Origin of the sequence: uncultured Amphritea sp. (genome assembly GCF_937127095.1) — a bacterium.
GTDB lineage: Bacteria > Pseudomonadota > Gammaproteobacteria > Pseudomonadales > Balneatricaceae > Amphritea.
On the sequence record NZ_CAKZLP010000056.1, the window covers coordinates 1 to 22,774 of the forward strand.

Genomic DNA, 22,774 nt, shown 5'->3' on the forward strand with positions numbered 1-22,774 from the left:
GTGGCTGATCATCCTCTCAGACCAGCTACGGATCGTCGCCTTGGTGAGCCATTACCTCACCAACAAGCTAATCCGACGCAGACTCATCTGATAGCGCAAGGCCCGAAGGTCCCCTGCTTTCCCCCGTAGGGCGTATGCGGTATTAATCCAAATTTCTCTGGGCTATCCCCCACTACCAGGCAGATTTCTACGCGTTACTCACCCGTCCGCCGCTCTCAAGAGAAGCAAGCTTCTCTCTACCGCTCGACTTGCATGTGTTAAGCCTGCCGCCAGCGTTCAATCTGAGCCATGATCAAACTCTTCAGTTTTAATCAAATATGTCGGAAAAAGACATATATAAATCTAGCTCAAAGCATTAAACAACTTGCATAAAAACATTTTCATGAATTCACTTCTGTGTCGCTTACTTTGATAAAGCTTTTGTGCTTCATCTCAACAAGCGCCCACACGAATTATCTGATCTATCTGTTAAAGAGCGTTGCTATCAACGCTCAACCGTTTCCAGTGAGTCGTCTCAAGCGAGGTGCGTATTCTACTCAACACCCTGATGAAGTCAACCATTTTGTTTGAGAATTTTTAGCAAATTTTCAAACCGCCTGATCGGCTTCCTGTTTCGTTATTCCGACCCGATTAACAGATTTAACTCTGTGTTATCAAGGCGTTAAACTTAACAGCTCGGCTTGTTTCAGTGACCGTTTCCGGTGGCTGTCTCAAGCGAGGAGCGCATTCTACATTCTGGGGCAGAGGAGTCAACAGGGGGAGCACGAAAAAGTTAAGAATTTGTAAAAAACATCGAAGTTTTTAACGGCGAGTCGTTAGAACGCGGCTGCGCCGCTGTTAGACGTCGCTTCGCGACTTGCTAGTCGCTAGCAGAGCCTTCTTTATGGGTGTTGTGAAAGCTCACGTTGTAAGCGAATCCGTAGAATAAAATCCCTTAAACCTGAAACATAAAAACCGCCTCGCGGCGGTTTAATGTTTTTCCTTGGCTTTTTCTAGCAGGAAACGCAGTTTCCGTTCTCGCCACTAGCAAGCGACGAAGTCGCGTCTAGCTCCTAAATCTACTCCGCCTCTTCTTCCTCCACTGGCGCTTTCCGCTTAACGATGACAGCGAGAACAATGCCCAACTCGAAGAGTAACCACATCGGTACAGCCAGCAAGGTTTGAGAGATTACATCAGGTGGTGTCAGCAACATGCCCAGCACGAAGCAGCCAACAATGACGTATGCCCGCTTCTCTCTGAGACTTTTAACATCGGTTATGCCACTCCATACCAGCAGCAAAGTCGCTATGGGAATTTCAAAAACAACACCAAATGCAAAGAAGATCTTCAGCACGAAATTGAGATAACTGCTGATATCGGTCATTACCGCAACATTTTCCGGCCCGACACTGGTGAAGAAACCAAAGATCAGAGGAAACACCACAAAATAAGCAAAGGCGATTCCCGAGTAGAACAACACAATACTGGACGCTAATAGCGGCACCGCCAGTCGTTTCTCATGCTTGTATAAGCCAGGAGAGATAAAGCCCCATACCTGATGCAGGATAAGCGGCATCGCCAGAAAGATTGACAGCACCAAAGTCAGTTTAAAGGGCGCAAAAAATGGCGATGTAACATCTGTAGCGATCATGCTAGTGCCTGCTGGCAGCAACGCAGTCAAAGGCGCAGAAACAATTTCGTAGAGGTTATTGGCAAAATAAAACAGGCAAAGGAATAGAACAAGAATTGCCAGCAGCGCCCGCATGAGACGGCTACGCAATTCTACCAGATGGGAGACAATGGGCTGCTCCTGATCTTCCTCTGAATGGGGCTGGTTAGGGTCTATCATCGGCCTTGGTATTTTCCTGTTCGGGCTGCACTAGAGTATTTGGCTCATTTTCCGTCTGATCAACAGGCCCTTTAAGCTCAGACGTTTCTTTAACGACTGACGCACGACCACCTTCGGCTTCAGATGATGGCCTACGCATCTCATCAAGCTCCCGATCAAGCTCTTCCTGCTTCATCACGATCTGACGCTTCATCTCATCCAGACGCAACTCTTCGCTAATCTCTGATTGAATACTGCCGAGGGTTCGCTTTGCTTTACTCACCCACAGGCCAACCGTGCGGACAGCAACTGGAAGCTTTTCAGGCCCCAGCACAACTAACCCGACAACCGCAATGATCAGCAGCTCAGCAAAACCGATATCAAACATCTACAGCTACCTGTCGGTTACTTATCCGTTTTTGGCTCTTCTTTGGTCTGCTCTTTTGCTTCAGCGCTACCAGTGTCAGAAAAGTCGGCATCCGCCTCGATCTTCTTGTCTTCCTCTTTAGGCTCTTCATTCATCGCCTTTTTGAAGCCTTTAACCGCGCCGCCCAGATCGCCACCAATGTTGCGCAGCTTCTTAGTACCAAACAACAGTACAACGATGACTAAAAGAATAGCTAACTGCCACAGACTAATACCACCTAACATATTATTGTTCTCCGCTTTGCTACTTGGGCGAAGCATCTCCGCCGGTTAAATGAAATAAGTTATCTTGTTCCAGACTGCCCGCTTTATCAATCATCGCGAACCAGGTTAATACAGCTATCACGATCTGATCTATTTTTGCTCAGGCCGGGATGCTTTCTCTTCGAGGCCTGACATATCAAAGCGTCGGGCAAGCTCATCAACCACCGCTTCTGGGCGAACCCCGAGGTGAGACAAAGCGACCAGCGTATGAAACCAGAGATCCGCAGTTTCATATATAACATCACTGCAGTCGCCACTCATTTCAGCATCTTTGGCGGCTAGTATCGTTTCAGTCGCCTCTTCGCCGACCTTTTCCAGAATTTTGTTAAGCCCTTTAGCATGCAGGCTGGCAACATAGGATTTTTCAGCAGTTGCCTCTTTGCGCTGCTCCAGAATATCACCCAACTGTGTCAGTACATCACTCATATAAGGCCTTACTTATCATAAATCGTATGCGGATCTTTCAGAACAGGTTCAACAGCAACCCATTCCCCGTCTCTGAGGGTCTTAAAAAAGCAGTGCTGTCGCCCCGTATGACAGGCGATACCGCCTAACTGCTCTACACTCAGCAGGATGACGTCATCATCACAATCCAGGCGAATATCGTGCAGTTGCTGCACGTGCCCGGATTCTTCCCCTTTACGCCACAACTTCTGTCGTGAACGCGACCAGTATATAGCCCGGTTTTCCTGCACGGTCAGTGCAAGCGCCTCGCGGTTCATCCACGCAACCATTAACACTTTGCCGGACAGATGATCCTGGGCAATTGCCGGCACCAGTCCATCACTATTCCATCGAACCTGGTCTAACCACAACTCTGTCATATTAATATTCTTCAAAATCTAAGCAGGCAAGAATACCTGATCCCATGCCTCACTACTATCCCCTGGCTATCCCCGAAAAAAGGGAGGCGGCAAGAGTAATAGCTTATTGTTGCAATTCAGTGACGTAACAGCAGTACCGCAGCAGCACCACCCAATAACCAGCTTATTACTGGCAGCTCGCGGGCCACGAACATCGGATCATTCACCGCAAAGCCTAACGCAGCGATAAGACACACCAGGCCCAGCCAGTGGCCTTTTTGATTACGCTGCTGCTGCAGCTCCTGGCGGGCGATACTCAGTGCCAGCATATCCCGTCGCCGGCTATCATCCAGATTTTTAAGCTGATTGAGGGCGTCATATGCCATCTGTGGCAGATGAGGCATTTTATCCAGCCAGTCCGGAGCTTGTTGTTTCATCGAACGATAGACCGCTTTCGGTCCCATGCGCTCTTTCATCCAACGTTCAAGAAAAGGCTGTCCGGTTTCCCACAAATCCAGCTCTGGATAGAGTTGACGTCCCAACCCCTCAATATTCAGAAGAGTTTTCTGCAATAAGACTAACTGAGGCTGAACCTCCATATTGAAACGCCGGGCGGTTTGAAATAATCCCATCAACACCATGCCGAAAGAGATATCTTTCAGTGGTTTTTCAAAGATGGGTTCGCACACACTTCGTATAGCCGTTTCAAATGCCTGTACATTGGTATCCGGCGGCACCCAGCCGGAATCGATATGCAGCTGCGCAACCTGGCGGTAGTTACGTTGAAAAAAGGCCAGAAAATTACGCGCCAGATAGCTTTGATCTTCCGGGGAAAGAGAGCCCACGATGCCAAAATCGACGGCAATATATTGCGGTGACGAGGGATTTTCCCGGGAGACGAAGATATTCCCCGGGTGCATATCGGCATGAAAGAAGCTATCGCGAAAAACCTGGGTAAAGAAGATCTCGACCCCCTGCTCCGCCAGTTTTTTCATATCGGTATTCTGGGCTTTAAGCTGCTCAATATCAGCCACCGGAATACCGTGAATCCGCTCCATCACTAAGACATTCTGGCGCGTCAGATCCCAATAGATATCTGGTACATACAAAATGGGAGAGTTTTCAAAGTTACGCCGGATCTGTGAACCGTTAGCGGCCTCTTTCCGCAGATCCAGTTCATCAAAAATGGTGTTTTCATAATCGGCAACCACCTCTACCGGCTTCAGTCTGCGGCCTTCAACCCACAGAGCCTGCACCAACTGAGCAATGGTATACAACACCGCCATATCTTTTCTGATAGTCTTTTCGATGCCCGGGCGGATCACCTTGACCACCACCTCTTCACCGCTGTGCAGCAGCGCTTCATGCACCTGTGCGACCGAGGCTGAGGCCATCGGGGTGGCATTGAACTCGGCAAAAATCTCTTCAACCGGAGCATTCAACGCCCGTTCGATCAGTTGTTGCGAATAGGCACTTTCAAACGGCGGTACCTGGTCCTGCAACTTTTTAAGCTCTAACGCCAGGTCTTCGGATAATAGATCCCGACGGGTGGATAACATCTGACCAAACTTAATAAACACCGGCCCAAGCTCTTCCAACGCTAAGCGCAGCCGTTGCCCCTGAGACTTCGAACCCACCGGAATCAGATAACGCCAGAACATTAACTTTATAAGCAGGCGAGCATACCAATGCAGGTTAAGCTGATCAAAAAGGGTATCAAGCCGGTATCGAGCAAAAACCCGTGCAATTTTAAAAATTCGGAGTAAACGTCGCACCGCTGTTAGGTTCCGTGGTCAGTTGTTCTGGAGTAAGTAAGGCAGGCATATTGCCCACTTCGGCACACAAGGTAAAGAGCTGCATCATACCGGAGTAGCAAAGCTTAACCTAGCTCAATACGATTTCGCCCCAGACGCTTGGCTTCGTAGAGGGCTTTATCTGCCCGGCCAAACAGCACTTCAACTGTATCGTCCGGCTGCACCTGAGCAACCCCCAGTGAGAGCGTGATCTGCACCGGCTGACCATGAAAGTTAAAGGGACTACTCTCAACAGCTTGACGAATTTTATCGACCGCAGTAACCGCCTGTTCCGCAGTGGTGCCTGGCATCAGAATAACAAACTCTTCTCCACCATAGCGGGAAACAAAATCAGTAGAACGACATTGTCGACCAAGAATTGTAGCCACCAGACGTAACACCTTATCACCCGCCTGATGCCCATAAGAGTCATTGATCCGTTTAAAGAGATCAAGATCAGCAACGGCTATCGAAAAGGCCTGCCCATAGCGTTTCCAGCGGTCAAACTCAGAGGTAATCTGCTGATCATACCCGGCTCGGTTCGGTAACGATGTCAGCGAGTCGGTGAGCGCTTTATGTCGCTCCGTTTCCACATGGACCTTCATCTGCTGTGTCTGCACCTCCATCTGCTCAAGGCGATCCTGAAGCTGAAGATAACGCTCATGCAACCGCTTCTCACGGCTTTCTTCTTTCTGTTTAAACAGATCCACTGACTTCACAATATTCATTAACTGAGATGAAACATTGCTCTTCAGCTGTTGCAGGTCACTTGAGTCCTGCATCGCTTTCTGTATCGCCTGAACATCATGATGGATGCCATCACTCAACAGCGCCGTCTCTTCATTCAGTAATTCATCTTGCTGACTTGCTTCAACATAAGCCTGCACTTCCGCCAGCTGGCCAGTAAGATTGAGCAGATAGTCTTCAAAGTCCTCGCTATTGTAAGAGCTGAGTCGGGCTACCAAACCTACCAGATCCTGAATGATTGCAGGCAGGCCACTCAACGATAGACCCCGTTCGATTCTGCTGACTAACTCCCGCGCCAGGGACATCTCTCCCTGAGGGATGTGCAGGCCTGACATCAGACTGAGTAGTTCAGACGCTATCTTTTCTAACAGCACCTCATCTTCATGCCCCAGCTCTTCGAGAATGCCGTGTTGCCGCCCACCATTAAAATCATCGGTTAGAATATGCGCTTGCAGAGCAACCAGGTCGTTGATGAGGGAAGCGATATCAGCAAGCTGTCCGGTGAAGGGCATCATACCCTCCTCAATCGCACTCAATCTCTGATTGCTAAGGTCGGTGGTCAGATTAAGCCGCAGCTGATATATCCACTTTTGCAGCCCCTGCAACAAATGATTGCGCTGCTGTTGCTGTTCGAGATCCAGTCCCCGAAGCTGCTTCTCAAGCAGACTGATTGTATCTGCCTTACCGGCTTTATCGGTTTTGATCTGCTCACATAGCGTTTTTAACGATCGGTCAAGCTGTTCTGATTGTCCATCCAACGCGACAGCCATCTGCAAGACAAGGTGCCGAAGAGGATGATCATCAAGTGTTGCCTGTAATCCATCCACTTCTTCAGAAAGTGATTTATAGCGTTCTTTCCAGTCGTCTTGTTCCATTACTTATACCCGTGGACCGACCAATTAAAAATGACAATACTTAATGTTATGCCACTTCAGGTGCGTCAAGCCAGTCCCTGTGCAGCAATTCATTACTCAATATGCAATAAAAAAGCCGCTAAAAGCGGCTTTCTTGATATAACTTACGCTCATAGAGCATTTTTCTCTTTCTCTATCAGATATTCTGCAACTTTAAGCATCCCTGCATGGCCGCCAGCCTTATCAGCAGTTACAAGATACTTCCCGTTTACGACCAGAGTCGGCACTCCCTGAATACCATAACCTTTCACCTTCGATGCGCCCTGATTCATGCGCATATTCACCGCGAAGGACTGCGTCATTTTAGTGAACTTCTCTTTATCAACACCGAGATCGGCATAGTAGTTCGCCAGATCATCCATACTGTTAAACCGACGGCGCTCTTTATGCAACGCATCGAAGGTAGCCTGGTGAGTTTTATCCAGACCATTAAGAATATCAGAGGAGTAATATGCCCGGGCCAATGGCTCCCACGAACGGGAAAAAACCACCGGAATACGAACAAAATCAACATCCGCCGGCAACCTTGCTGTCCAGCTATGCAGTAGCGGCTCAAAATTAGCGCAGTGAGGACACAGATAGCCAAACGCCTCAACCACTTCAACTTTAGATTTGTCAGCGGTCGGAACCGGCATAGCAATCACATCATAGTTAATGCCGGCTTTATATTCTTCTGCCTGCGCGGTGACTGCGGTCAGGGTCATTAATAGCCCAATAGCGAGTATTCTAAACATATATGTCTCCAACCTTTCAGAAAAATCAGTCTCATATGACCGGTGAATATGCGTCAAGTTCAGCCCTGGCGCAAATATTTTTGCCAATAAAAAAGGCAGCTTACGCTGCCTTTCCTGACTCAGAGCTGAATTTTAATTCAGGCCCTGGATATAACTGGCAACTGCCTGAATTTCTTTATCACTCAGTTTCGCAGCCACAGTGCTCATCATCGCCTGAGGATCATTTGCACGGGCACCTACACGGAAGTTTTTCAACTGAGTCTCAACGTACTGGGCATGCTGACCACCAACGGCAGGGTAACCTGCAGTCTCAATTCCTTTACCTTGTGCACCGTGACAAGCGGTACAGGCAGCAACACCTTTAGCTGCAACGCCAGCACGGTAGATCTTTTCACCGGCGGCAACCAGATCCGCTTTAGCCGCGCCAACCTGAATGGTTTTAGAAGAGTAATACGCAGAGATATCCGCCAGATCCTGATCATTCAGGTTTGTCAGAAGACCGGTCATTTCGACGACGGTACGATTGCCTGCTTTAATATCCTGCAACTGTTTCAGCAGGTAGCTCTCATTCTGCCCAGCCAGTTTAGGGAAGTTTCCGACAGCACTGTTGCCATCAGCTCCGTGACATGCACCGCAGATTGCGGTTTTACCCTGTCCTGCTGCAGCATCTCCCGCCGCATGTGCAACACTTATGATACTCACGCTTGCCAGTATGGCGATCAGTAGTTTATTCATCGACTAACCCAGACTCTTGCTATAGATTGCTAATGGTTTCTGTAACAATTTGAAGCTAATCAGATTGAAACAGGGCGACCTAACCAACACCCGGGCTGGTGTAATATTGCAGCCACAGGTAGAATTCCGGCGGAATTATAACCTAATATCCATACAAACTGGAACGATAAATGTCTGTATTCACAGGCTGATAGGCAAAAAGTATATGTCTTTACCCCAAATTCAGTACCATCTGACACGCTTTAACACCAGTGCAAGCAAGCTTAGCCAGTGTCCTGAGGACACCGGAGCGGAGGTTGCGTTTGCAGGTCGTTCCAACGCTGGTAAGTCCAGTGCGATCAATACGCTAACCAATGCAAAGCTGGCCCGCACCAGTAAAACACCGGGCCGGACACAGCTGATTAACTTCTTCGATACCAATGTGGAAGGGGTGCGCATCGTTGACCTGCCGGGGTATGGGTATGCCAAAGTTCCTATCGCCATGAAAGAACACTGGCAGAAACACCTCGATGATTATTTGCAGAATCGTGAGTGTCTTCGCGGGGTCGTGCTGATGGTGGATATTCGCCATCCTCTGAAAGAGTTTGATCAGATGATGATTCAATGGTGCGGTGAAGCAGGTATGCCATTGCATGTTCTGCTGACCAAGGCCGACAAGCTGAATCGTGGCGCAGCACAGAATGCTCTGTTAAAGATGAAGCAGGATCTGGATGTGAAAAATAACCCGTTGCTAACAGTGCAAACCTTCTCTGCGCTGAAAACAACCGGTGTCGACCAGCTGCGTGACCATCTTAATCGCTGGTTACTCGAAGATGATGAAGAAACCCAGGCGAGCGAATAAATTTGCCCGGATAAAAAATGCTCTCGAATCATAATGGGGGAACCGTGTGATTTCGAGAGCGTCAAGGCATACTTGTTACCGTATGCTTAGTAGCTATGAGAGCCGCCCTTGGCAGGGTAAGTCAATACAACTCCCATACTACTGTGACTCATAAGAGACTGAATAAGTTCCTTTGACAAGCTCCCCCGGCAAGTTCATCTAATGAATTCATCTAATCAACTTATCCCCTGGCGATCAGTGCGCCTGATCCCAGTTATCACCGGTTCCCGCTTCCACCAGCAATGGCACATCCAGGTCCGCAGCCGACTGCATCAGCTCAACCAACTGCGCTGATACCGCATCCACCTGGGCATCCGGCACTTCAAGAATCAGCTCATCGTGTACCTGCATAATCATCCGGGCACCACTATCACTACCTTGCAACCAGCTATCCACTTTAACCATCGCCTTTTTAATAATGTCCGCAGCAGTACCCTGCATCGGCGCATTGATCGCAGTTCGCTCTGCCGCCTGACGACGCATACCATTACTGGCTTTTATCTCCGGCAGATAGAGACGACGACCAAACAGGGTTTCTACATATCCTTTTTCCGCCGCCTGACTACGGATATCATCCATATAACGCTGCACCCCGGGATAGGTTTCAAAATAGTGATTAATATAGGTTTGCGCTTCATTCCGGCCGATGCCCAGTTGTTTCGCCAGACCAAAGGCGGACATGCCATAGATCAAACCAAAGTTAATCGCTTTAGCACTGCGACGCTGGTCAGAGGTTACCTTATCCAGCGCGACACCAAACACCTCAGCAGCAGTTGCCTTATGAACATCTTCCCCCTGAGCAAAGGCTTTCAGCAGCCCCTGGTCCTGAGACAGATGCGCCATAATGCGCAGCTCAATCTGAGAGTAATCCGCGGCCACCAGCTTATACCCCTTCGGCGCGACAAACGCCTGACGAATACGCCGCCCCTCCGTGGAGCGGATGGGGATGTTCTGCAGGTTAGGGTCGGATGAAGAGAGCCGCCCGGTTGCAGTAACCGCCTGATGATACGAGGTATGTATCCGCCCGGTGGCCGGATTGATCATCTGTGGCAGCTTATCGGTGTAGGTGCTCTTCAGTTTACTCAGGCTACGGTGCTCAATAATCATCTTCGGTAGAGGATAATCCAGTGCCAGCTCCTGCAACACCTCTTCTGCAGTGGAGGGCGCGCCTTTCGGAGTTTTCTTAATCACTGGTAACTTCTGCTGATCAAACAGAATCTCTTGCAGTTGCTTAGGCGAACTCAGGTTGAAGGGGCCACCCGCTAACTCATGAGCTTTCGCTTCCAACTCAACCAGCCGCTCACCGTGTTCCCGGCTCTGAATGGCCAGCTGAGTCGCATCAACCATCGCGCCGTGCTGCTCCATACGGGCAAGCACCTGGATCAGTGGTAACTCAATATCGGAGAATACGCTTTCCAGTGCCGGGTCCTGCGCCAGTTTGCTACTCAGCACCTGATGCAGACGCAGGGTGATATCGGCATCTTCAGCCGCATAGGGCGCCGCCTGCTCCATCTCGATCTGATTGAACGTCAGCTGCTTTTTACCTTTACCGGCAATCTCTTCAAACTTAACGGTTTTAACCCCCAGATAAAAATCTGCCAGGGCATCCATATTGTGTCGCGAAGCGGTCGAGTTCAGCGCATAGGATTCGAGCATGGTATCGAACGCGATCCCTTTCAGCTCAATGTCATAACGGGCCAGGACGTTCATATCGTATTTAATATGCTGTCCCACTTTTTTGTGGGATTCACTCTCCAGCAAGGGTTTCAGCTGTTTCAGCACGGCATTACGATCCAGCTGGGCAGGCGCGCCCATATAGTCGTGGGCAACGGGCAGATAAGCAGCCTTGCCCGGCTCTACCGAGAAAGACAGGCCGATCAGATTGGCTTCCATGTAATTGAGACTGTCGGTTTCGGTATCAAAGGCAAACAACTCTGCGGCCTCTAACACCTTAAACCAGCGATCAAACTCATCCTGGGTGAGAATCGTTTCATAAACAATCTCATCCGGCAGCTGCGACTCGTTCTCTATTACTCTCGCACCATCGGCGGCGGCCGCATCCAGTTCACTAATCCAGCTGCGGAACTCACACTGTTGAAACAGCTCCAGCAGTTGCTCGTTATCGGCCACCGGCACAGGAATGTCTTCTATGCCGCATTCCAGTTCAAGATCGGTTTTAATGGTGGCCAGCAGGTAGGAAAGCTCGGCGAACTCCCGGTTTTCTTCGAGCTTCTTCGCTATTGTTTTCGAACCACGAAACCCCAGCTCAGCAATTTTATCCAGATTGTCATACAGGTCGTTGATGCCGCCGATCCCCTGTAACAGCGCCAGAGCGGTTTTCTCTCCCACCCCGGGCACACCAGGAATGTTATCAACCTTATCCCCCATCAACGCCAGATAGTCGATAATCAGTTCCGGCGGTATACCAAACTTCTCATTCACGCCGTCGATATCCATATGGACATCATTCATGGTGTTGATCAGAGTGACATGTTTGTCCACCAGCTGCGCCATATCCTTATCGCCGGTAGAGATAACCGTGTCTAACCCCTTGGCACTGGCCTCACGAGCCAGCGTACCGATGACATCATCAGCCTCGACCCCTTCAACTGAGACCAGCGGAAAGCCCATCGCCCGGACAATATTATGAATCGGCTCAATCTGCGTGCGCAGATCATCCGGCATCGATGGCCGCTGCGCCTTGTATTCCGGATAAATATCATCACGGAAGGTTTTGCCTTTAGCGTCAAACACCACCGCCACAGGACTTTGCGGATACTGTTTAATCAGACTGCGTAACATGCTGGTAACCAGCCGTACAGCCCCGGTTGGGACCCCTTCAGAGGTGCGCATATCGGCCTGTTGAGATGCGAAAAATGCCCGGTACAGGTATGAAGAGCCATCGACTAAGATAATAGGGGGAGTAGTTGCGGTCATGGTTTTGCAGTCATTGTCCGTCTGAAAAGAGTGTGGCCGGAGTATCACTTCGGCCTCGAGGGCTCCATCATATTCGATTCCGTGGGTTGCCTAAAGCTCTGTTGCGCATTTCAGCGGCAATGGCCACGCTGGTAAACGCAAAGATACCCTCGCTAAACGCCCTATCCCCGTGGCTCAGCCAGCGCCAGCCAGCGGGTTACAACCGTTTCTGCAAAGCGCTGCTGGGCATCCTGATACAGAACAAAGTCATTGTCCGCCTGATCAATCATCTGACTGACTAGTGCCTGATCGCGGTTCGGATTACCGATCAGTTCACGTTGATTCCAGGTGGCGGTGATCTGCGGGTCAACCTCGAAGTGGCACTGAAAACCATAGATGTTTGAGCCGAACCGGTAGGCCTGATTCACCACTTGATCCCCCTGCATTAGCAGCGTTGCACCGTCTGGCAGGGCAAAGGTATCGGAATGCATTTCGAACAGCTGTTGCTGACTCTGCAACCCCTGAAATAACAGGTCATCCGCTGCGGCATCGGTCAGCTGCAACTGGGTAAAGCCATATTCAAGAAAGCCCTGCGGCCGCACCTCCGCGCCAAAGGCGTAAGCGATAGCCTGAGCCCCTAAACAGGAACCCAGAACTGGTTTGTCCTCAGAGACAAACTGCCGAATCAAAGCAGACAGTTGATCAAAATAGGGGTGCAGTGACGGGTCATACACACTGACCTCGCCGCCAAATACGATCAGAGCAGCATAGACGTCAATATCCTCCGGCAAAGCATCACCATGCCGCCGGTAAAACCACTCAAGGCGATGGCCCCGGGCCTCAACCACTTTGCCGATAACACCGGATTCAACCGGACCATTCATACCGCCTGCCATAATGGCCAGAATTCTCATTTTTCGTGGCCCTCGTTGAGATACTCATCCAGACCAGGGCTGCGATAGCCGGTGTCGGTCCAGGTAATCGGGAAATAACTTTCATCCAGCTCATTACTGCCGAACTTCTTATAACGGCCGTAGATCGGGCCATTCCCCACCTTCAAATTAGCCGGGTTAAACTCAATATCAGCCTGAAAGTAATGCATCGCCAACGCCCGGCGCGGCACATCTGCATTATTGATACGCGACCCATGCCATAACCAGCCATCATGGAAAGCACCACCGCCGGGAGGGACTTCAATCGGTACCAGCTCTAACTCGAGATCATTCGCTGCCGCCCATTCACGCACCTCTTTCAGGTCATCTTCAGGGCCGTGAAACTGCATAATGGGCTTTGCTTCACCCCATTTGTGGGAACCGCGGATATAAACCAGCGTCCCCCCTTCCGCTGTCGTCTGGTCCAGCGCCAGCCAACAACTGACCAGCTCCGGCTTATCGATCCAGGTCGAATACATACTGTCCTGGTGAAAGCCGATAGACCGACCATTAACCGGTTTCCACAGCAGGTTATCGATCATCAGACGGGTGCCGCTCCAGCCTCCCAGTTGTGCACACACGCGTCCCATCTGTTCAGACAATACCTGTCGGGCAATGGTCAGATCCGATTTCCAGGCATTACAGATCTGCCTGGTAAAGGGGGGACTCCCCTCCGGCAGATTCACCTCATCCGGACGGATACCGGTCTCATAGAGACCCTGTTCAAAGATCAGCGGAAAACGTTCAAGAATATCTGCCGCCGCTTCAGGCTCAATAATTTTGTCGACGATCAGAAAACCATCTTTACGGAACTGCTCAATCTGCTGTTGTGTAAGCTGAATCATGATGAAACCCCTGTTAATAAAAAGTCAGATAACGGTCGATCTCCCAGGCGGATACCGTCGCCTGGTAGGCGTTCCACTCCTGGCGTTTAAGGATGATATAGTTGTTGATCAGTTGGCTGCCCAGCGCCTCAGCAAGTAACACATCCTGTTCCAGCGCCGTCAGGGCATCTCCGAGAGTTGCCGGTAGTCGGCTAACGCCCAGTTCTCCCAGTTGCACCGCAGTGAGATCGTAGAAGTTGAGACTCTGTGCCGGCGGCGGCGACAGCTCCCGCTCGATACCATCAAGGCCTGCAGCGATGATTGCGGCGGTGGCAAGATAGGTATTCATCGCGCCATCACCGATACGTACTTCGATACGCCCATAGGGAATACGCACCATCGCTGAACGGTTGTTATCCCCATAGGCAACATACACCGGCGCCCAGCTGGGACGGTCGGGGGTACCGGTGACCAGCCGCTTGTAGGAATTTACTGTTGGGCAGAGAATAGCGGTCAATGCCGCTGCATGCTCAAGAATACCGGCAATAAAATGGTAAGCGGTCTTTGATAACCCCATGCCGCTGTGGTCAGACTCATCCAGAAACAGATTGTTGCCCGCCTCATCCACCAGCGAACAGTGGATATGGGTGCCGTTTCCCGTTGTCGTGGCGCTCAACTTCGGCATAAAGCTACAGATTGCGCCCATCTCGTTGGCGATTTCACAGGCCGCCATTTTAAAAAACTGCAGATTATCAGCGGAGACCAGCGCTTCGTCATATTTATAGTTCAGTTCAAACTGGCCATTAGCGTCTTCATGATCGATCTGGTACACCTCCAGACCGGTGGACTCCAGTGTTTTATGCAACTCTCTCAGATAGGTGGCATTACGGGTGATCCCTTTGTAATCATAGGTGGGCGTCTCCAGGGTATCGGTGCGATCAAACGGTACGATAGTGCCCGCCTCATCACGACTGAGCAGGTAAAACTCCGGCTCCAGCCCGGTCATCAATCGCTGCCCCTGCGCCGCCAGACGTGCGGTTTGCTTCGCCAGCACATTGCGCGAGTCCAGGCCGTATCGCTGCCCCCCGACATAACCAAAGCCTCTGATGGACGCAAAGCCCGGCATCCAGCGCATCAGCTTAAGGCTTGAGAGGTCCGCGATGAGGATATATTCCGGGTCCTGCGGGCTCATATAAAACCCCAGAACCGCACCGCCGGCAAAACCGGCACCCTCATGACAGAGCATGTTCAAACAGCTTACGGGCACCGCTTTACTTTTGCTGCAGCCATGCAGATCAACGAACTGCGCTAACAGATACTCGACACCGTTATCGGCAAGAAAGGTCTCAGCTGACTGGAGTGCATCCTCGTCCGGGCATTGCCACACGGTTGTGGGTGTTTTAGTTGAATCAGACATCTCATCTCGTCCTCTGTCTATATTTGATGAGATGAGTGTCGCAGAAGCAGAGCTGTTTTCCCTTGACCGCAGAAATCAGAGTTTTGACATTTGGCGCCAACTTACTATGGCCTAGGGCCACCGGTAAGATCGCTTAGCTCATGGCCCAAACAGGTTAACGCTTAACCGCCTGGCGCCACTGACTGGGGGAAACACTCTTCCAGCGCAGAAATGCACGGGTAAATGCGCTGAGCTCCGAATAGCCCAGCCGGAAGGCGACTTCCGACAAGCTGAGCTGATCATAAGACAGATAGTAATCGGCCAGTTCCTGCCGGGTTACCTCCACAATCGTCTTAAACGACTGATTTTCCGCTGACAATGCCCGCTGCAGTGTGCGGGGCGACTGCAACAGACGTTCTGCCACCTGTTCCAGAGACAGCTCACCAGAAGGCAGCAGATCAACCACCTCACCGCGCACCCGTTGTGCCACAGACAGCCGTTGCGCCACGCTGCCCGATAGCTGAGCAATAGCATCCAGCGTAATGCCATGCAGAATCGGGTCCGCATCGGGCATCGGCGAGTCGAGGCAACCCGCACGGAAAAAGATAAAGTTACTCTCCCGCTGAAAGCTGACATCACACTGGTATGCATCGCGATGCCGCAGAGCATCAACCAATGCCGGATGCTGAAAATGCACTTTCAGTGGCGTCCAGTGAGGCCCCAGTGCACGGCGTAAAACGTTATTCAGCATGCCGATCGTGACCTCAGCATCCTGACGCCGATCCTTAATATCACCATCTAACAGGCGATACTCAAGCGAGCAGATACCCTGATGCTGTGTCAGCCGCAGCAGGCTGTTTTTCTGAAACACATTAAACGAGCTCAGCATCCCCTCAAGTGCATCCCGGAGAGAGGGCGCGGTAATCGCATGATAGCCGAACACCCCCAGGCCTTCTGGCTGGAACCGGGCACCGAAGTTCAGACCAAAATGTTCATTACCGGTACTGCAGGCGGCCTCGTGCATCGAGTTACAGAAACTCTGCAATGGAATAGGCTCATTGGGTTTTTTATACATCCCGGGCTGCAAGCCCGCCCGTGAAAGCACTGTTTTACTCTGGCCTCCCTGCTGATCAATAAACTCCTCCAGACCAAAGGTCACCGAACCCAGCACGGTAGACTCATTTCGAGGGTTAAGTTGAAGAGCGTTGGATTGAACATTCATATTGGGCTGCCCCTGTTTTCATATATCAGCAAGCCCTGCATGTTCTATGCCCAACAAAAAATCACCCGACAGGCGCGCTGGTTATCCCCTAACGCTCTCGAAATAGGATCGAAGCGCACTATTTCAGCGCAGTTCCGGTCAGTATGCGCCAAACTGGCAACCTCCCCGGACTCAACTCAGCACAAATGGCTGATCACAGGGAATGGCCTGACCATCTAACGGAAATATACTTCAGGCAACTTGGGAATAACGCTCTGAATTGAAAAAAAGCAAAGAACGCTGATTGATGCGACGATCATTGACGCTCCCTAACCGAACCGCTAAGGGAATACTCTGTCAGATCGAGGTTAAATTCACTTCAGAATCATCGAAAAGTCTACTTCCACTTCAAATCCATCCACTCGTCCTGCTGCAGGGGAGCTAAACGTCATGGTTGCACCGACACCAGTGACTATTGCATCAGCAATGGCCAACCCAAGTCCCATACCTTGAACCGAGAGGTTGGACCTGACAAAACGTTGTCGTAGCTGTGTGAGCGTTTCAACAGGGATAACACTGGCAGCATTAGCGATACTCAACACGCCTTTGGAGGAAAAACTGATCTCGACCGGTTGATTGCTGATCCCATGCTTGATGGCGTTATCCAGTAAATTCCTAATCAAAATAGCAAAAGCATCCGGGTCTATAACAGACATAAACGCTTCGTTTTGAGGTATCGCCAGCGTAATTATTTTACCGGGATTGGATCGCCGGGTGTCATCTACGATCATGCTTAACAGGCTAATCAGGTCGTGTCGTTCGGTGGATAACAATCCTCCCCCTTCGGCCTTGGCTAATTGCATCAACTTCTCTGACAAACCTGACAAACCTCGTATTGTCGTTTCAATTTTGACCATACTGTCTTTAATTGGCCCGGCTGAAACTTTTTGTTGTAACCGCTGAATTTGTGCCAATGCTGTGGCAATCGGTGTACGTAACTCATGAGCACTGTTCGCTGTAAACGAACGCTCTGAGTCCAGTGCTCTGCGCAAGCGATCCAATAAATTATTGACCGACTCAGCGATAGTAATAATTTCAGTGGGTAAGCCGTCCATTTTGACCGGTGAGAGATCGCTACTACCGCGGGACTCAACTTCATCCCGATAAGCAATAACATATCGGAAACTGTAGCGAACGAATGCCAAACTACCGATAAAACACAGAGGAATAATCAATATCAACGGCCATAATAAAGTTATTGCCATCTGGGTTATTGCTTCTCTCCTGTCAATCAGCGGCTGAGCAACTTCTATATGCAATGTATTTTGTATGGCAGATGTTCTATAAAACCGATGGGTCTTCGATGAGCTAAACCCTTTCACTAATGTTTGATTAAAAATGCTCGGATCAGCGTTATGCGATTGCAATAAAATCCGTCCAAGCGCATCACGAACAAGATAGATAAATTGCTTATCGTGGGCTTCGAAGGACATTATCTGCTGCGGTTGATCGAGGTTTTCTCGGTTAATTATTTCAACAACCGCTAACGGCATTATGCGGTGAGCGGTTTCGGCCAGGGTGCTGTCAAAAAGCTCATTCAGCTTATTTTGTGAGACATATAAGGCACCTAAAAGCGCCAGCATCCACAGTAACGTCACACCAGCAGTTAAACCAACGCCAAGCGTTTTCTGAAGACTTTGCGGTGCCTTCATTTATTGTCAGGTCCTGAAAGTCTCATGCGATATCCCAAGCCGCGAACGGTTTCTAACTGATCTTTATCCAATTTTTTACGCAGACGACTGATATACACCTCAATGGTATTACTTTCAATTTCTGCCCCAAAAGCATAAAGATGATCTTCCAGTTGTGCTTTTGACAGCACGGTATTTGGTCTTTGAATGAAGGCTTCTAACAAAGCCCATTCCCGTGCCGTTAAATTGATCGAAAGACCATCACGAGAAATACAATGTCTGGTCAGATCCACTTCCAATGTGCCGATCTGAAGTATGGGATTTGGGTTCCCCGCATAGCGTCTGGAAACTGCCGCTATGCGGGCGGACAGTTCAGATAGTTCAAAGGGTTTTACAAGGTAATCATCGGCACCGGCATTTAAACCTTGTATCCGATCAGAAAGCTGATCTCTGGCCGTTAAAATAATCACCGGAGCTATCTCGCCCGATTTGCGTACTTTTTTCAACAGATCAAGCCCGCTACCGTCTGGCAGCATCAGATCCAGAAGAATTAAATCATAGCGGATTGTCTGAAGGCTGGTTTCTGCATGGGAAATAGTTTTGACCCAGTCAACCGCATGACCTTCATCTGCGATTTGATCCTGTATCACCTCGCCTAAACCTTCGGCATCCTCTACCAACAATATACGCATCTAACACCTTCAGATCTTATGAGTAAGACAGATCATAACCCAACTTCCTGACAATATTCTGAAAGATCCCGGCAGATCAACCCCTGAAACTCCATGCAAAAGTGCGATCAGCATAAAACAACGTTGCTTTCAGCTTACTGTCAGCAAACACGTTTAGAATGAGTCATCAAATGAAGAGGAGAGACATCATGAACAAGACACTCACTACTGCCCTTATAACCTCATGCTTAATGAGCGGTACGGTTTTAGCAGACGATGATTGCAATGACTCGGTGGCAGACTGGCAACCCAAAGAACGTCTTCATCAAAAGATGACGGAGAATGGCTGGGAAGTAAAACGGATCAAAGTGGACGATGGCTGTTATGAACTGAAGGGATTTGATCGTAAAGGAAACCGGATAGAAGCTAAATTTTCGCCGGCTTCCCTAAAAATCATTGAGCTTGCTGTTGAATTTGATGATTCAGGTGATGCATCTGACTATCTGGATTTGGGCAACCAAAGCAGTCAAGAAAAATCTGACACTTACATAAACTCCGCAAGTGATACAGCCAAAAACAAACCCAAAGTCACTATCGAATAAATATCCTGGAGTTAAGACGATGAAACATTTTGCAATGATACTCTGCCTGCTTTCTTCAACGCTGCTATCAGCTCAAACCAATGCGCGTGAAGTCACCTTTACGACTGAGCTGAAAAGCTATGGCGGTGATGGTGCCTATCTGGCGCTATATTTAACCAACGCAGAAGGACAGTACCAGAAAACATTATGGGTCGCTGGACAGAAATCTAAATATTACAAACACTTAAGTGGTTGGGCGCGAGGCAGCGGCCTGAAAACAAGTGAATATGATGGACTGAGTGGCGCGAGTGTTACCAGCGGTAAAACATTAAAGGTAACCCTTGATCTGGCTGATACTTACATCGATTCAGGGTTTCAGCTCAGAGTAGATTCAGCAGTCGAAGACATGCGAGACAATCGCAATGATGTAGTTGTGCCATTCACCAGCGAAGGTATCGATACACCTACCTCTGGTCGTGGTTACGTCAAAGCCTTCACTTATTCATTTTAAACCACGGATCGGGGCCCCCATGCTGCGTAAATTTCATTCTTTGTTTGGTCTGACGTCCACGTTGCTGGTGGTGCTTCTATCCATTACAGGTGCAGTTCTATCGATCAATCCGTTTCTGGAACGCTCGCAAGCCAAGGTAGCAGGCACATCATCCATAAGTGTTGCCGAGCTAACTGGAAAAATAGCGTCTCGCTACCCTGGCGCAGAGCAAATACAACGAAACCCCTCAGGAAGCATTATCGTCTACTTTACTGACGGCGATCAGACGGGAGCGGATCTGTTCAATCCAATAGCGGGTACAACCATTGGGGCTTATTCAACCTCACAATTTAGCGTCTGGGTAAAAAACCTGCATCGGTCATACTTCCTTGATACGCCCGGCCGGGCCGGGGCAGGCATTGCCGCTTTTCTCATGCTCGTACTCACGATTTCAGGCGCCTTCATGCTGGCCAATCGACTGGGCGGCTGGCGACAAATTTTTCGACCGATTCAAGGCCCCACTCAACAGCGCTTGCACTCTCAAGTGGGCCGTTGGGTCCTGCTTGGGCTGATTTTATCCGCCTCCACCGGCCTCTACATGTCCGCCGTGACATTTGGTTTCATCCCTGAATATCAATCCGCTGAACCCGCTTTTCCGGAAAATACAAATGGAGGTAAACCTGCATCAATTGAGACACTGTCAGCGTTACAAGCGATCCCTATTACTGAGCTTAGAGAGCTGATTTATCCGTACCCAGGAGACCCGAGCGCTTTTTATTCAATCACAACCGATCAAGGCAGCGGTTTTATTGATCAGTCAACAGGTCAATTACTATCCTACCAACCTTACAGTAGCAGTCAGAAACTCTATGAACTCATCTACATGCTGCACACTGGCGAAGGACTATGGTGGCTCGGGTTACTCCTAGGCCTGAGCTCACTCAGTGTGCCACTGATAGCATGGAGTGGCATCCAGATTTGGTGGCGACGAAAGCAGTCAGCCATCACTATCAACAATAATAGCGCCCCCCGCCTCGCTGATACGGTGATAATGGTTGGCAGTGAGAGCAATAGCACATGGGGGTTTGCCAAAACGCTTCATGAGGCACTTACCTCAGCCGGATATCGTGTAAACACCACATCAATGAACAGCTTCGCAACTCATTACCCAGAGGCGAAACACTTGTTTATTCTGACCTCCACATATGGCGATGGCGATGCACCAGCCTCGGCCAGCCGGTTCCTGGCTAACCTTGAGAAGCTGCCCAAGCTCCCCGTTGCCGTTCTGGGTTTCGGAGATCGACAATTTCCTGAGTTCTGCCGGTTCGCAAAAGACGTTGAGGCCGCACTGAGCGCCAGAGGTTGGCCGCAATTACTGCCGCTCGATACAATCAACCGCCAGTCGCCGCAGGAGTTTTCCCGTTGGGGGGAGGCTGTCAGCTCGGTGATCAATACCGAGTTAACACTGACCCATACCCCAACTCACCCAGCCACAACTACTTTGGCACTTATCGAACGGGTAGATTATGGTGTAGAGGTAGAGGCTCCGACTTCCGTGATGCGTTTCAACGCCCCTCAATCAAACAGGGAAGGCCTCCTTAGCCACTTTAATCGGCATAACGGCTTACCACGTTTCGAGGCCGGCGACCTGGTCGGAGTTCTTGCATCAGGCAGCAGCGCACCGCGATTCTATTCGCTGGCCTCTGCGTCAAAGGATGACATGTTAGAGATTTGCGTGCGCCATCATCCCAACGGGCTTTGCTCGAGTTTCCTCCATGCACTATCTGCCGGTGACACCATCGAGGCCTTCATTCAGCCCAACCCGAGCTTTCGCCCCGCCTCGGGGAAAGCACCGATAGTGCTAATCGGTGCCGGTACAGGTATTGGCCCGCTGATCGGCTTTATTCGCCACAACAAAGCACATCGTCCCATACATCTCTATTGGGGTGGTCGTTGTCCACAGTCAGATTTCCTCTATGAGCCAGAACTGAAAAGCTATCTTGCTGATAAACGACTAACAAAGCTAAACGCTGTTTTTTCCAGAGTCGGCGAACGTTCCTACGTGCAGAACAAGATCGCGGAAGATGGTAAAGAACTACGTCAATTGATTGAGGAGGATGCACAGATACTGGTTTGCGGTGGGAGAAACATGGCGAACAGTGTTAGCGCAGCGTTCACCGAAATCATCGCCCCGCTCGATTTGGACATTGCCACGCTTAAGACTCAAGGACGCTACCGTGAAGATGTGTATTAGCAATAAGCACGGCATATAGAACATAGTCATGCGCGTATTGCATTGGCGTCCGTGTTTCATTATGTAATTGCACCCGCCAATATTCGAGGATCCGCAGCGCCCATCGGCGAGTTGAGGAAATCTCGTATGCTGGCGGCGATCGTTAATGTCACCCTCCAACAAGCGATACTCAATCAACTAATGTACTAACGACTGATCATCGGCACACAACAACCGGAAATGTTCAGATATCCGTATACCCTCGTATCAGCTACCCTATAGAAAGAAGTATTTATGGTCATGGTATTGCAGTCATTGACCATCAGGAGATATTGTTATCGGGTTTGGTGCCCGGATGAGTCATCATTGTAAATTCGCTGCCTGACTCAGATGGAACGGTCTCAATTCACGGAGTGATTATGAAAAGAAGAATGGTTATGAAAAAAATAGTGCTTCTCTTTACCCTATTGTGTTCGATATCTTTCGCCCCTTTAGTAGCAGCAGATGTATTACCTGAATTTGATGACAACGAGCCGGTAGTCACCATCCGTCACGGCGAGAAAGCGACTTACTTTGAGTATCGGGTTAACGGCAAGCTGAAAGAGATTAAAGTCGAGCCCGTCGTTGGCAAAACCTATTATCTGCGGCCCACCGAAGATGGCGAGTTTCAGAAGTTTGAAGACTCAACCCTGATGTTGCCCAAGTGGATTTTGTTCAGCTGGTAATTAATAAGCG

21 protein-coding genes and 1 rRNA gene are annotated in these 22,774 nt (G+C 49.8%); 5 read left to right on the plus strand and 17 right to left on the minus strand.

The window, feature by feature from the left end:
* The 10 genes from Q0499_RS13820 to Q0499_RS13865 form a co-directional block, all read right to left on the minus strand.
* Positions 1-308, minus strand: a 16S ribosomal RNA gene (locus Q0499_RS13820); the annotation flags it as partial.
* 750 nt (positions 309-1,058) lie between these two features.
* Positions 1,059-1,829, minus strand: coding sequence for a twin-arginine translocase subunit TatC (gene tatC, locus Q0499_RS13825; RefSeq protein WP_299200319.1), 771 nt, complete (start codon positions 1,827-1,829; stop codon positions 1,059-1,061).
* Entirely contained in the window at positions 1,816-2,196 is a 381-nt protein-coding gene (gene tatB, locus Q0499_RS13830; RefSeq protein ID WP_299200320.1) for a Sec-independent protein translocase protein TatB, read from the minus strand. Before tatB ends, tatC begins: the two co-directional genes overlap by 14 nt.
* A gap of 17 nt (positions 2,197-2,213) precedes the next feature.
* Positions 2,214-2,459 (minus strand): Sec-independent protein translocase subunit TatA, encoded by a 246-nt coding sequence (tatA, locus tag Q0499_RS13835; RefSeq protein ID WP_299200321.1) that lies wholly within the window; start codon positions 2,457-2,459, stop codon positions 2,214-2,216.
* Positions 2,460-2,588: 129 nt separating this feature from the next.
* Positions 2,589-2,924 (minus strand): phosphoribosyl-ATP diphosphatase, encoded by a 336-nt coding sequence (locus tag Q0499_RS13840; RefSeq protein WP_299200322.1) that lies wholly within the window; start codon positions 2,922-2,924, stop codon positions 2,589-2,591.
* An 8-nt stretch (positions 2,925-2,932) separates the two neighbouring features.
* On the minus strand, positions 2,933-3,322 hold the full coding sequence (hisI, locus tag Q0499_RS13845; protein WP_299200323.1) for a phosphoribosyl-AMP cyclohydrolase: 390 nt from the start codon (positions 3,320-3,322) through the stop codon (positions 2,933-2,935).
* A 116-nt stretch (positions 3,323-3,438) separates the two neighbouring features.
* The gene (gene ubiB / locus Q0499_RS13850; protein WP_299200325.1) at positions 3,439-5,076 is read right to left on the minus strand and encodes a ubiquinone biosynthesis regulatory protein kinase UbiB; all 1,638 of its coding nucleotides are present in this window, start codon (positions 5,074-5,076) and stop codon (positions 3,439-3,441) included.
* A gap of 104 nt (positions 5,077-5,180) precedes the next feature.
* Positions 5,181-6,716: a GGDEF domain-containing protein gene (locus tag Q0499_RS13855; protein ID WP_299200326.1), complete on the minus strand. Its 1,536-nt coding sequence runs from the start codon at positions 6,714-6,716 to the stop codon at positions 5,181-5,183.
* 149 nt (positions 6,717-6,865) lie between these two features.
* Positions 6,866-7,489 carry a thiol:disulfide interchange protein DsbA/DsbL gene (locus Q0499_RS13860; protein ID WP_299200327.1) on the minus strand — a complete coding sequence of 208 codons (624 nt, stop codon included), beginning with the start codon at positions 7,487-7,489 and terminating at the stop codon, positions 6,866-6,868.
* A 132-nt stretch (positions 7,490-7,621) separates the two neighbouring features.
* Entirely contained in the window at positions 7,622-8,224 is a 603-nt protein-coding gene (locus Q0499_RS13865) for a c-type cytochrome (protein WP_299200328.1), read from the minus strand.
* A 205-nt stretch (positions 8,225-8,429) separates the two neighbouring features.
* On the opposite strand from Q0499_RS13865, the gene yihA reads away from it, so the two are divergent.
* Positions 8,430-9,065 carry a ribosome biogenesis GTP-binding protein YihA/YsxC gene (gene yihA / locus Q0499_RS13870; protein ID WP_299200329.1) on the plus strand — a complete coding sequence of 212 codons (636 nt, stop codon included), beginning with the start codon at positions 8,430-8,432 and terminating at the stop codon, positions 9,063-9,065.
* 234 nt (positions 9,066-9,299) lie between these two features.
* Here yihA and polA read toward each other — a convergent pair whose 3' ends face one another.
* The 7 genes from polA to Q0499_RS13905 form a co-directional block, all read right to left on the minus strand.
* On the minus strand, positions 9,300-12,041 hold the full coding sequence (polA, locus tag Q0499_RS13875) for a DNA polymerase I (protein ID WP_299200330.1): 2,742 nt from the start codon (positions 12,039-12,041) through the stop codon (positions 9,300-9,302).
* Between the two features lie 161 nt (positions 12,042-12,202).
* Complete coding sequence (locus tag Q0499_RS13880; protein ID WP_299200331.1) at positions 12,203-12,934, minus strand: type 1 glutamine amidotransferase; 732 nt, start codon at positions 12,932-12,934, stop codon at positions 12,203-12,205.
* Positions 12,931-13,797, minus strand: coding sequence for a phytanoyl-CoA dioxygenase family protein (locus Q0499_RS13885; RefSeq protein WP_299200332.1), 867 nt, complete (start codon positions 13,795-13,797; stop codon positions 12,931-12,933). Before Q0499_RS13885 ends, Q0499_RS13880 begins: the two co-directional genes overlap by 4 nt.
* A gap of 13 nt (positions 13,798-13,810) precedes the next feature.
* Positions 13,811-15,193, minus strand: coding sequence for a type III glutamate--ammonia ligase (gene glnT / locus Q0499_RS13890; RefSeq protein ID WP_299200334.1), 1,383 nt, complete (start codon positions 15,191-15,193; stop codon positions 13,811-13,813).
* A 154-nt stretch (positions 15,194-15,347) separates the two neighbouring features.
* Positions 15,348-16,394 carry an AraC family transcriptional regulator gene (locus Q0499_RS13895; RefSeq protein ID WP_299200335.1) on the minus strand — a complete coding sequence of 349 codons (1,047 nt, stop codon included), beginning with the start codon at positions 16,392-16,394 and terminating at the stop codon, positions 15,348-15,350.
* Positions 16,395-16,747: 353 nt separating this feature from the next.
* Entirely contained in the window at positions 16,748-18,085 is a 1,338-nt protein-coding gene (locus tag Q0499_RS13900) for an ATP-binding protein (RefSeq protein ID WP_299200336.1), read from the minus strand.
* Positions 18,082-18,756, minus strand: a complete 675-nt coding sequence (locus Q0499_RS13905) for a response regulator transcription factor (protein WP_299200337.1) — start codon at positions 18,754-18,756, stop codon at positions 18,082-18,084. The genes Q0499_RS13900 and Q0499_RS13905 overlap by 4 nt, the downstream gene beginning before the upstream one ends.
* Before the next feature lie 188 nt (positions 18,757-18,944).
* On the opposite strand from Q0499_RS13905, the gene Q0499_RS13910 reads away from it, so the two are divergent.
* The 4 genes from Q0499_RS13910 to Q0499_RS13925 all read left to right on the plus strand — a co-directional run bounded on the left by Q0499_RS13910 (position 18,945) and on the right by Q0499_RS13925 (position 22,764).
* Positions 18,945-19,337, plus strand: a complete 393-nt coding sequence (locus Q0499_RS13910; RefSeq protein WP_299200338.1) for a PepSY domain-containing protein — start codon at positions 18,945-18,947, stop codon at positions 19,335-19,337.
* Positions 19,338-19,356: 19 nt separating this feature from the next.
* Positions 19,357-19,827 carry a DUF2271 domain-containing protein gene (locus Q0499_RS13915; RefSeq protein WP_299200339.1) on the plus strand — a complete coding sequence of 157 codons (471 nt, stop codon included), beginning with the start codon at positions 19,357-19,359 and terminating at the stop codon, positions 19,825-19,827.
* Between the two features lie 19 nt (positions 19,828-19,846).
* Positions 19,847-22,060 carry a PepSY domain-containing protein gene (locus tag Q0499_RS13920; protein ID WP_299200340.1) on the plus strand — a complete coding sequence of 738 codons (2,214 nt, stop codon included), beginning with the start codon at positions 19,847-19,849 and terminating at the stop codon, positions 22,058-22,060.
* Between the two features lie 416 nt (positions 22,061-22,476).
* Entirely contained in the window at positions 22,477-22,764 is a 288-nt protein-coding gene (locus tag Q0499_RS13925; protein ID WP_299200342.1) for a DUF2782 domain-containing protein, read from the plus strand.
* Positions 22,765-22,774: the final 10 nt, after the last annotated feature.

Coding starts and splice junctions, on each gene's coding strand:
- tatC (WP_299200319.1), bottom strand. CDS start 1,829: ATGATAGACCCTAACCAGCCCCATTCAGAGGAAGATCAGGAGCAGCCC.
- tatB (WP_299200320.1), bottom strand. CDS start 2,196: ATGTTTGATATCGGTTTTGCTGAGCTGCTGATCATTGCGGTTGTCGGG.
- tatA (WP_299200321.1), bottom strand. CDS start 2,459: ATGTTAGGTGGTATTAGTCTGTGGCAGTTAGCTATTCTTTTAGTCATC.
- Q0499_RS13840 (WP_299200322.1), bottom strand. CDS start 2,924: ATGAGTGATGTACTGACACAGTTGGGTGATATTCTGGAGCAGCGCAAA.
- hisI (WP_299200323.1), bottom strand. CDS start 3,322: ATGACAGAGTTGTGGTTAGACCAGGTTCGATGGAATAGTGATGGACTG.
- Q0499_RS13855 (WP_299200326.1), bottom strand. CDS start 6,716: ATGGAACAAGACGACTGGAAAGAACGCTATAAATCACTTTCTGAAGAA.
- Q0499_RS13860 (WP_299200327.1), bottom strand. CDS start 7,489: ATGTTTAGAATACTCGCTATTGGGCTATTAATGACCCTGACCGCAGTC.
- Q0499_RS13865 (WP_299200328.1), bottom strand. CDS start 8,224: ATGAATAAACTACTGATCGCCATACTGGCAAGCGTGAGTATCATAAGT.
- yihA (WP_299200329.1), top strand. CDS start 8,430: ATGTCTTTACCCCAAATTCAGTACCATCTGACACGCTTTAACACCAGT.
- polA (WP_299200330.1), bottom strand. CDS start 12,041: ATGACCGCAACTACTCCCCCTATTATCTTAGTCGATGGCTCTTCATAC.
- Q0499_RS13880 (WP_299200331.1), bottom strand. CDS start 12,934: ATGAGAATTCTGGCCATTATGGCAGGCGGTATGAATGGTCCGGTTGAA.
- Q0499_RS13885 (WP_299200332.1), bottom strand. CDS start 13,797: ATGATTCAGCTTACACAACAGCAGATTGAGCAGTTCCGTAAAGATGGT.
- glnT (WP_299200334.1), bottom strand. CDS start 15,193: ATGTCTGATTCAACTAAAACACCCACAACCGTGTGGCAATGCCCGGAC.
- Q0499_RS13895 (WP_299200335.1), bottom strand. CDS start 16,394: ATGAATGTTCAATCCAACGCTCTTCAACTTAACCCTCGAAATGAGTCT.
- Q0499_RS13900 (WP_299200336.1), bottom strand. CDS start 18,085: ATGAAGGCACCGCAAAGTCTTCAGAAAACGCTTGGCGTTGGTTTAACT.
- Q0499_RS13905 (WP_299200337.1), bottom strand. CDS start 18,756: ATGCGTATATTGTTGGTAGAGGATGCCGAAGGTTTAGGCGAGGTGATA.
- Q0499_RS13910 (WP_299200338.1), top strand. CDS start 18,945: ATGAACAAGACACTCACTACTGCCCTTATAACCTCATGCTTAATGAGC.
- Q0499_RS13915 (WP_299200339.1), top strand. CDS start 19,357: ATGAAACATTTTGCAATGATACTCTGCCTGCTTTCTTCAACGCTGCTA.
- Q0499_RS13920 (WP_299200340.1), top strand. CDS start 19,847: ATGCTGCGTAAATTTCATTCTTTGTTTGGTCTGACGTCCACGTTGCTG.
- Q0499_RS13925 (WP_299200342.1), top strand. CDS start 22,477: ATGAAAAAAATAGTGCTTCTCTTTACCCTATTGTGTTCGATATCTTTC.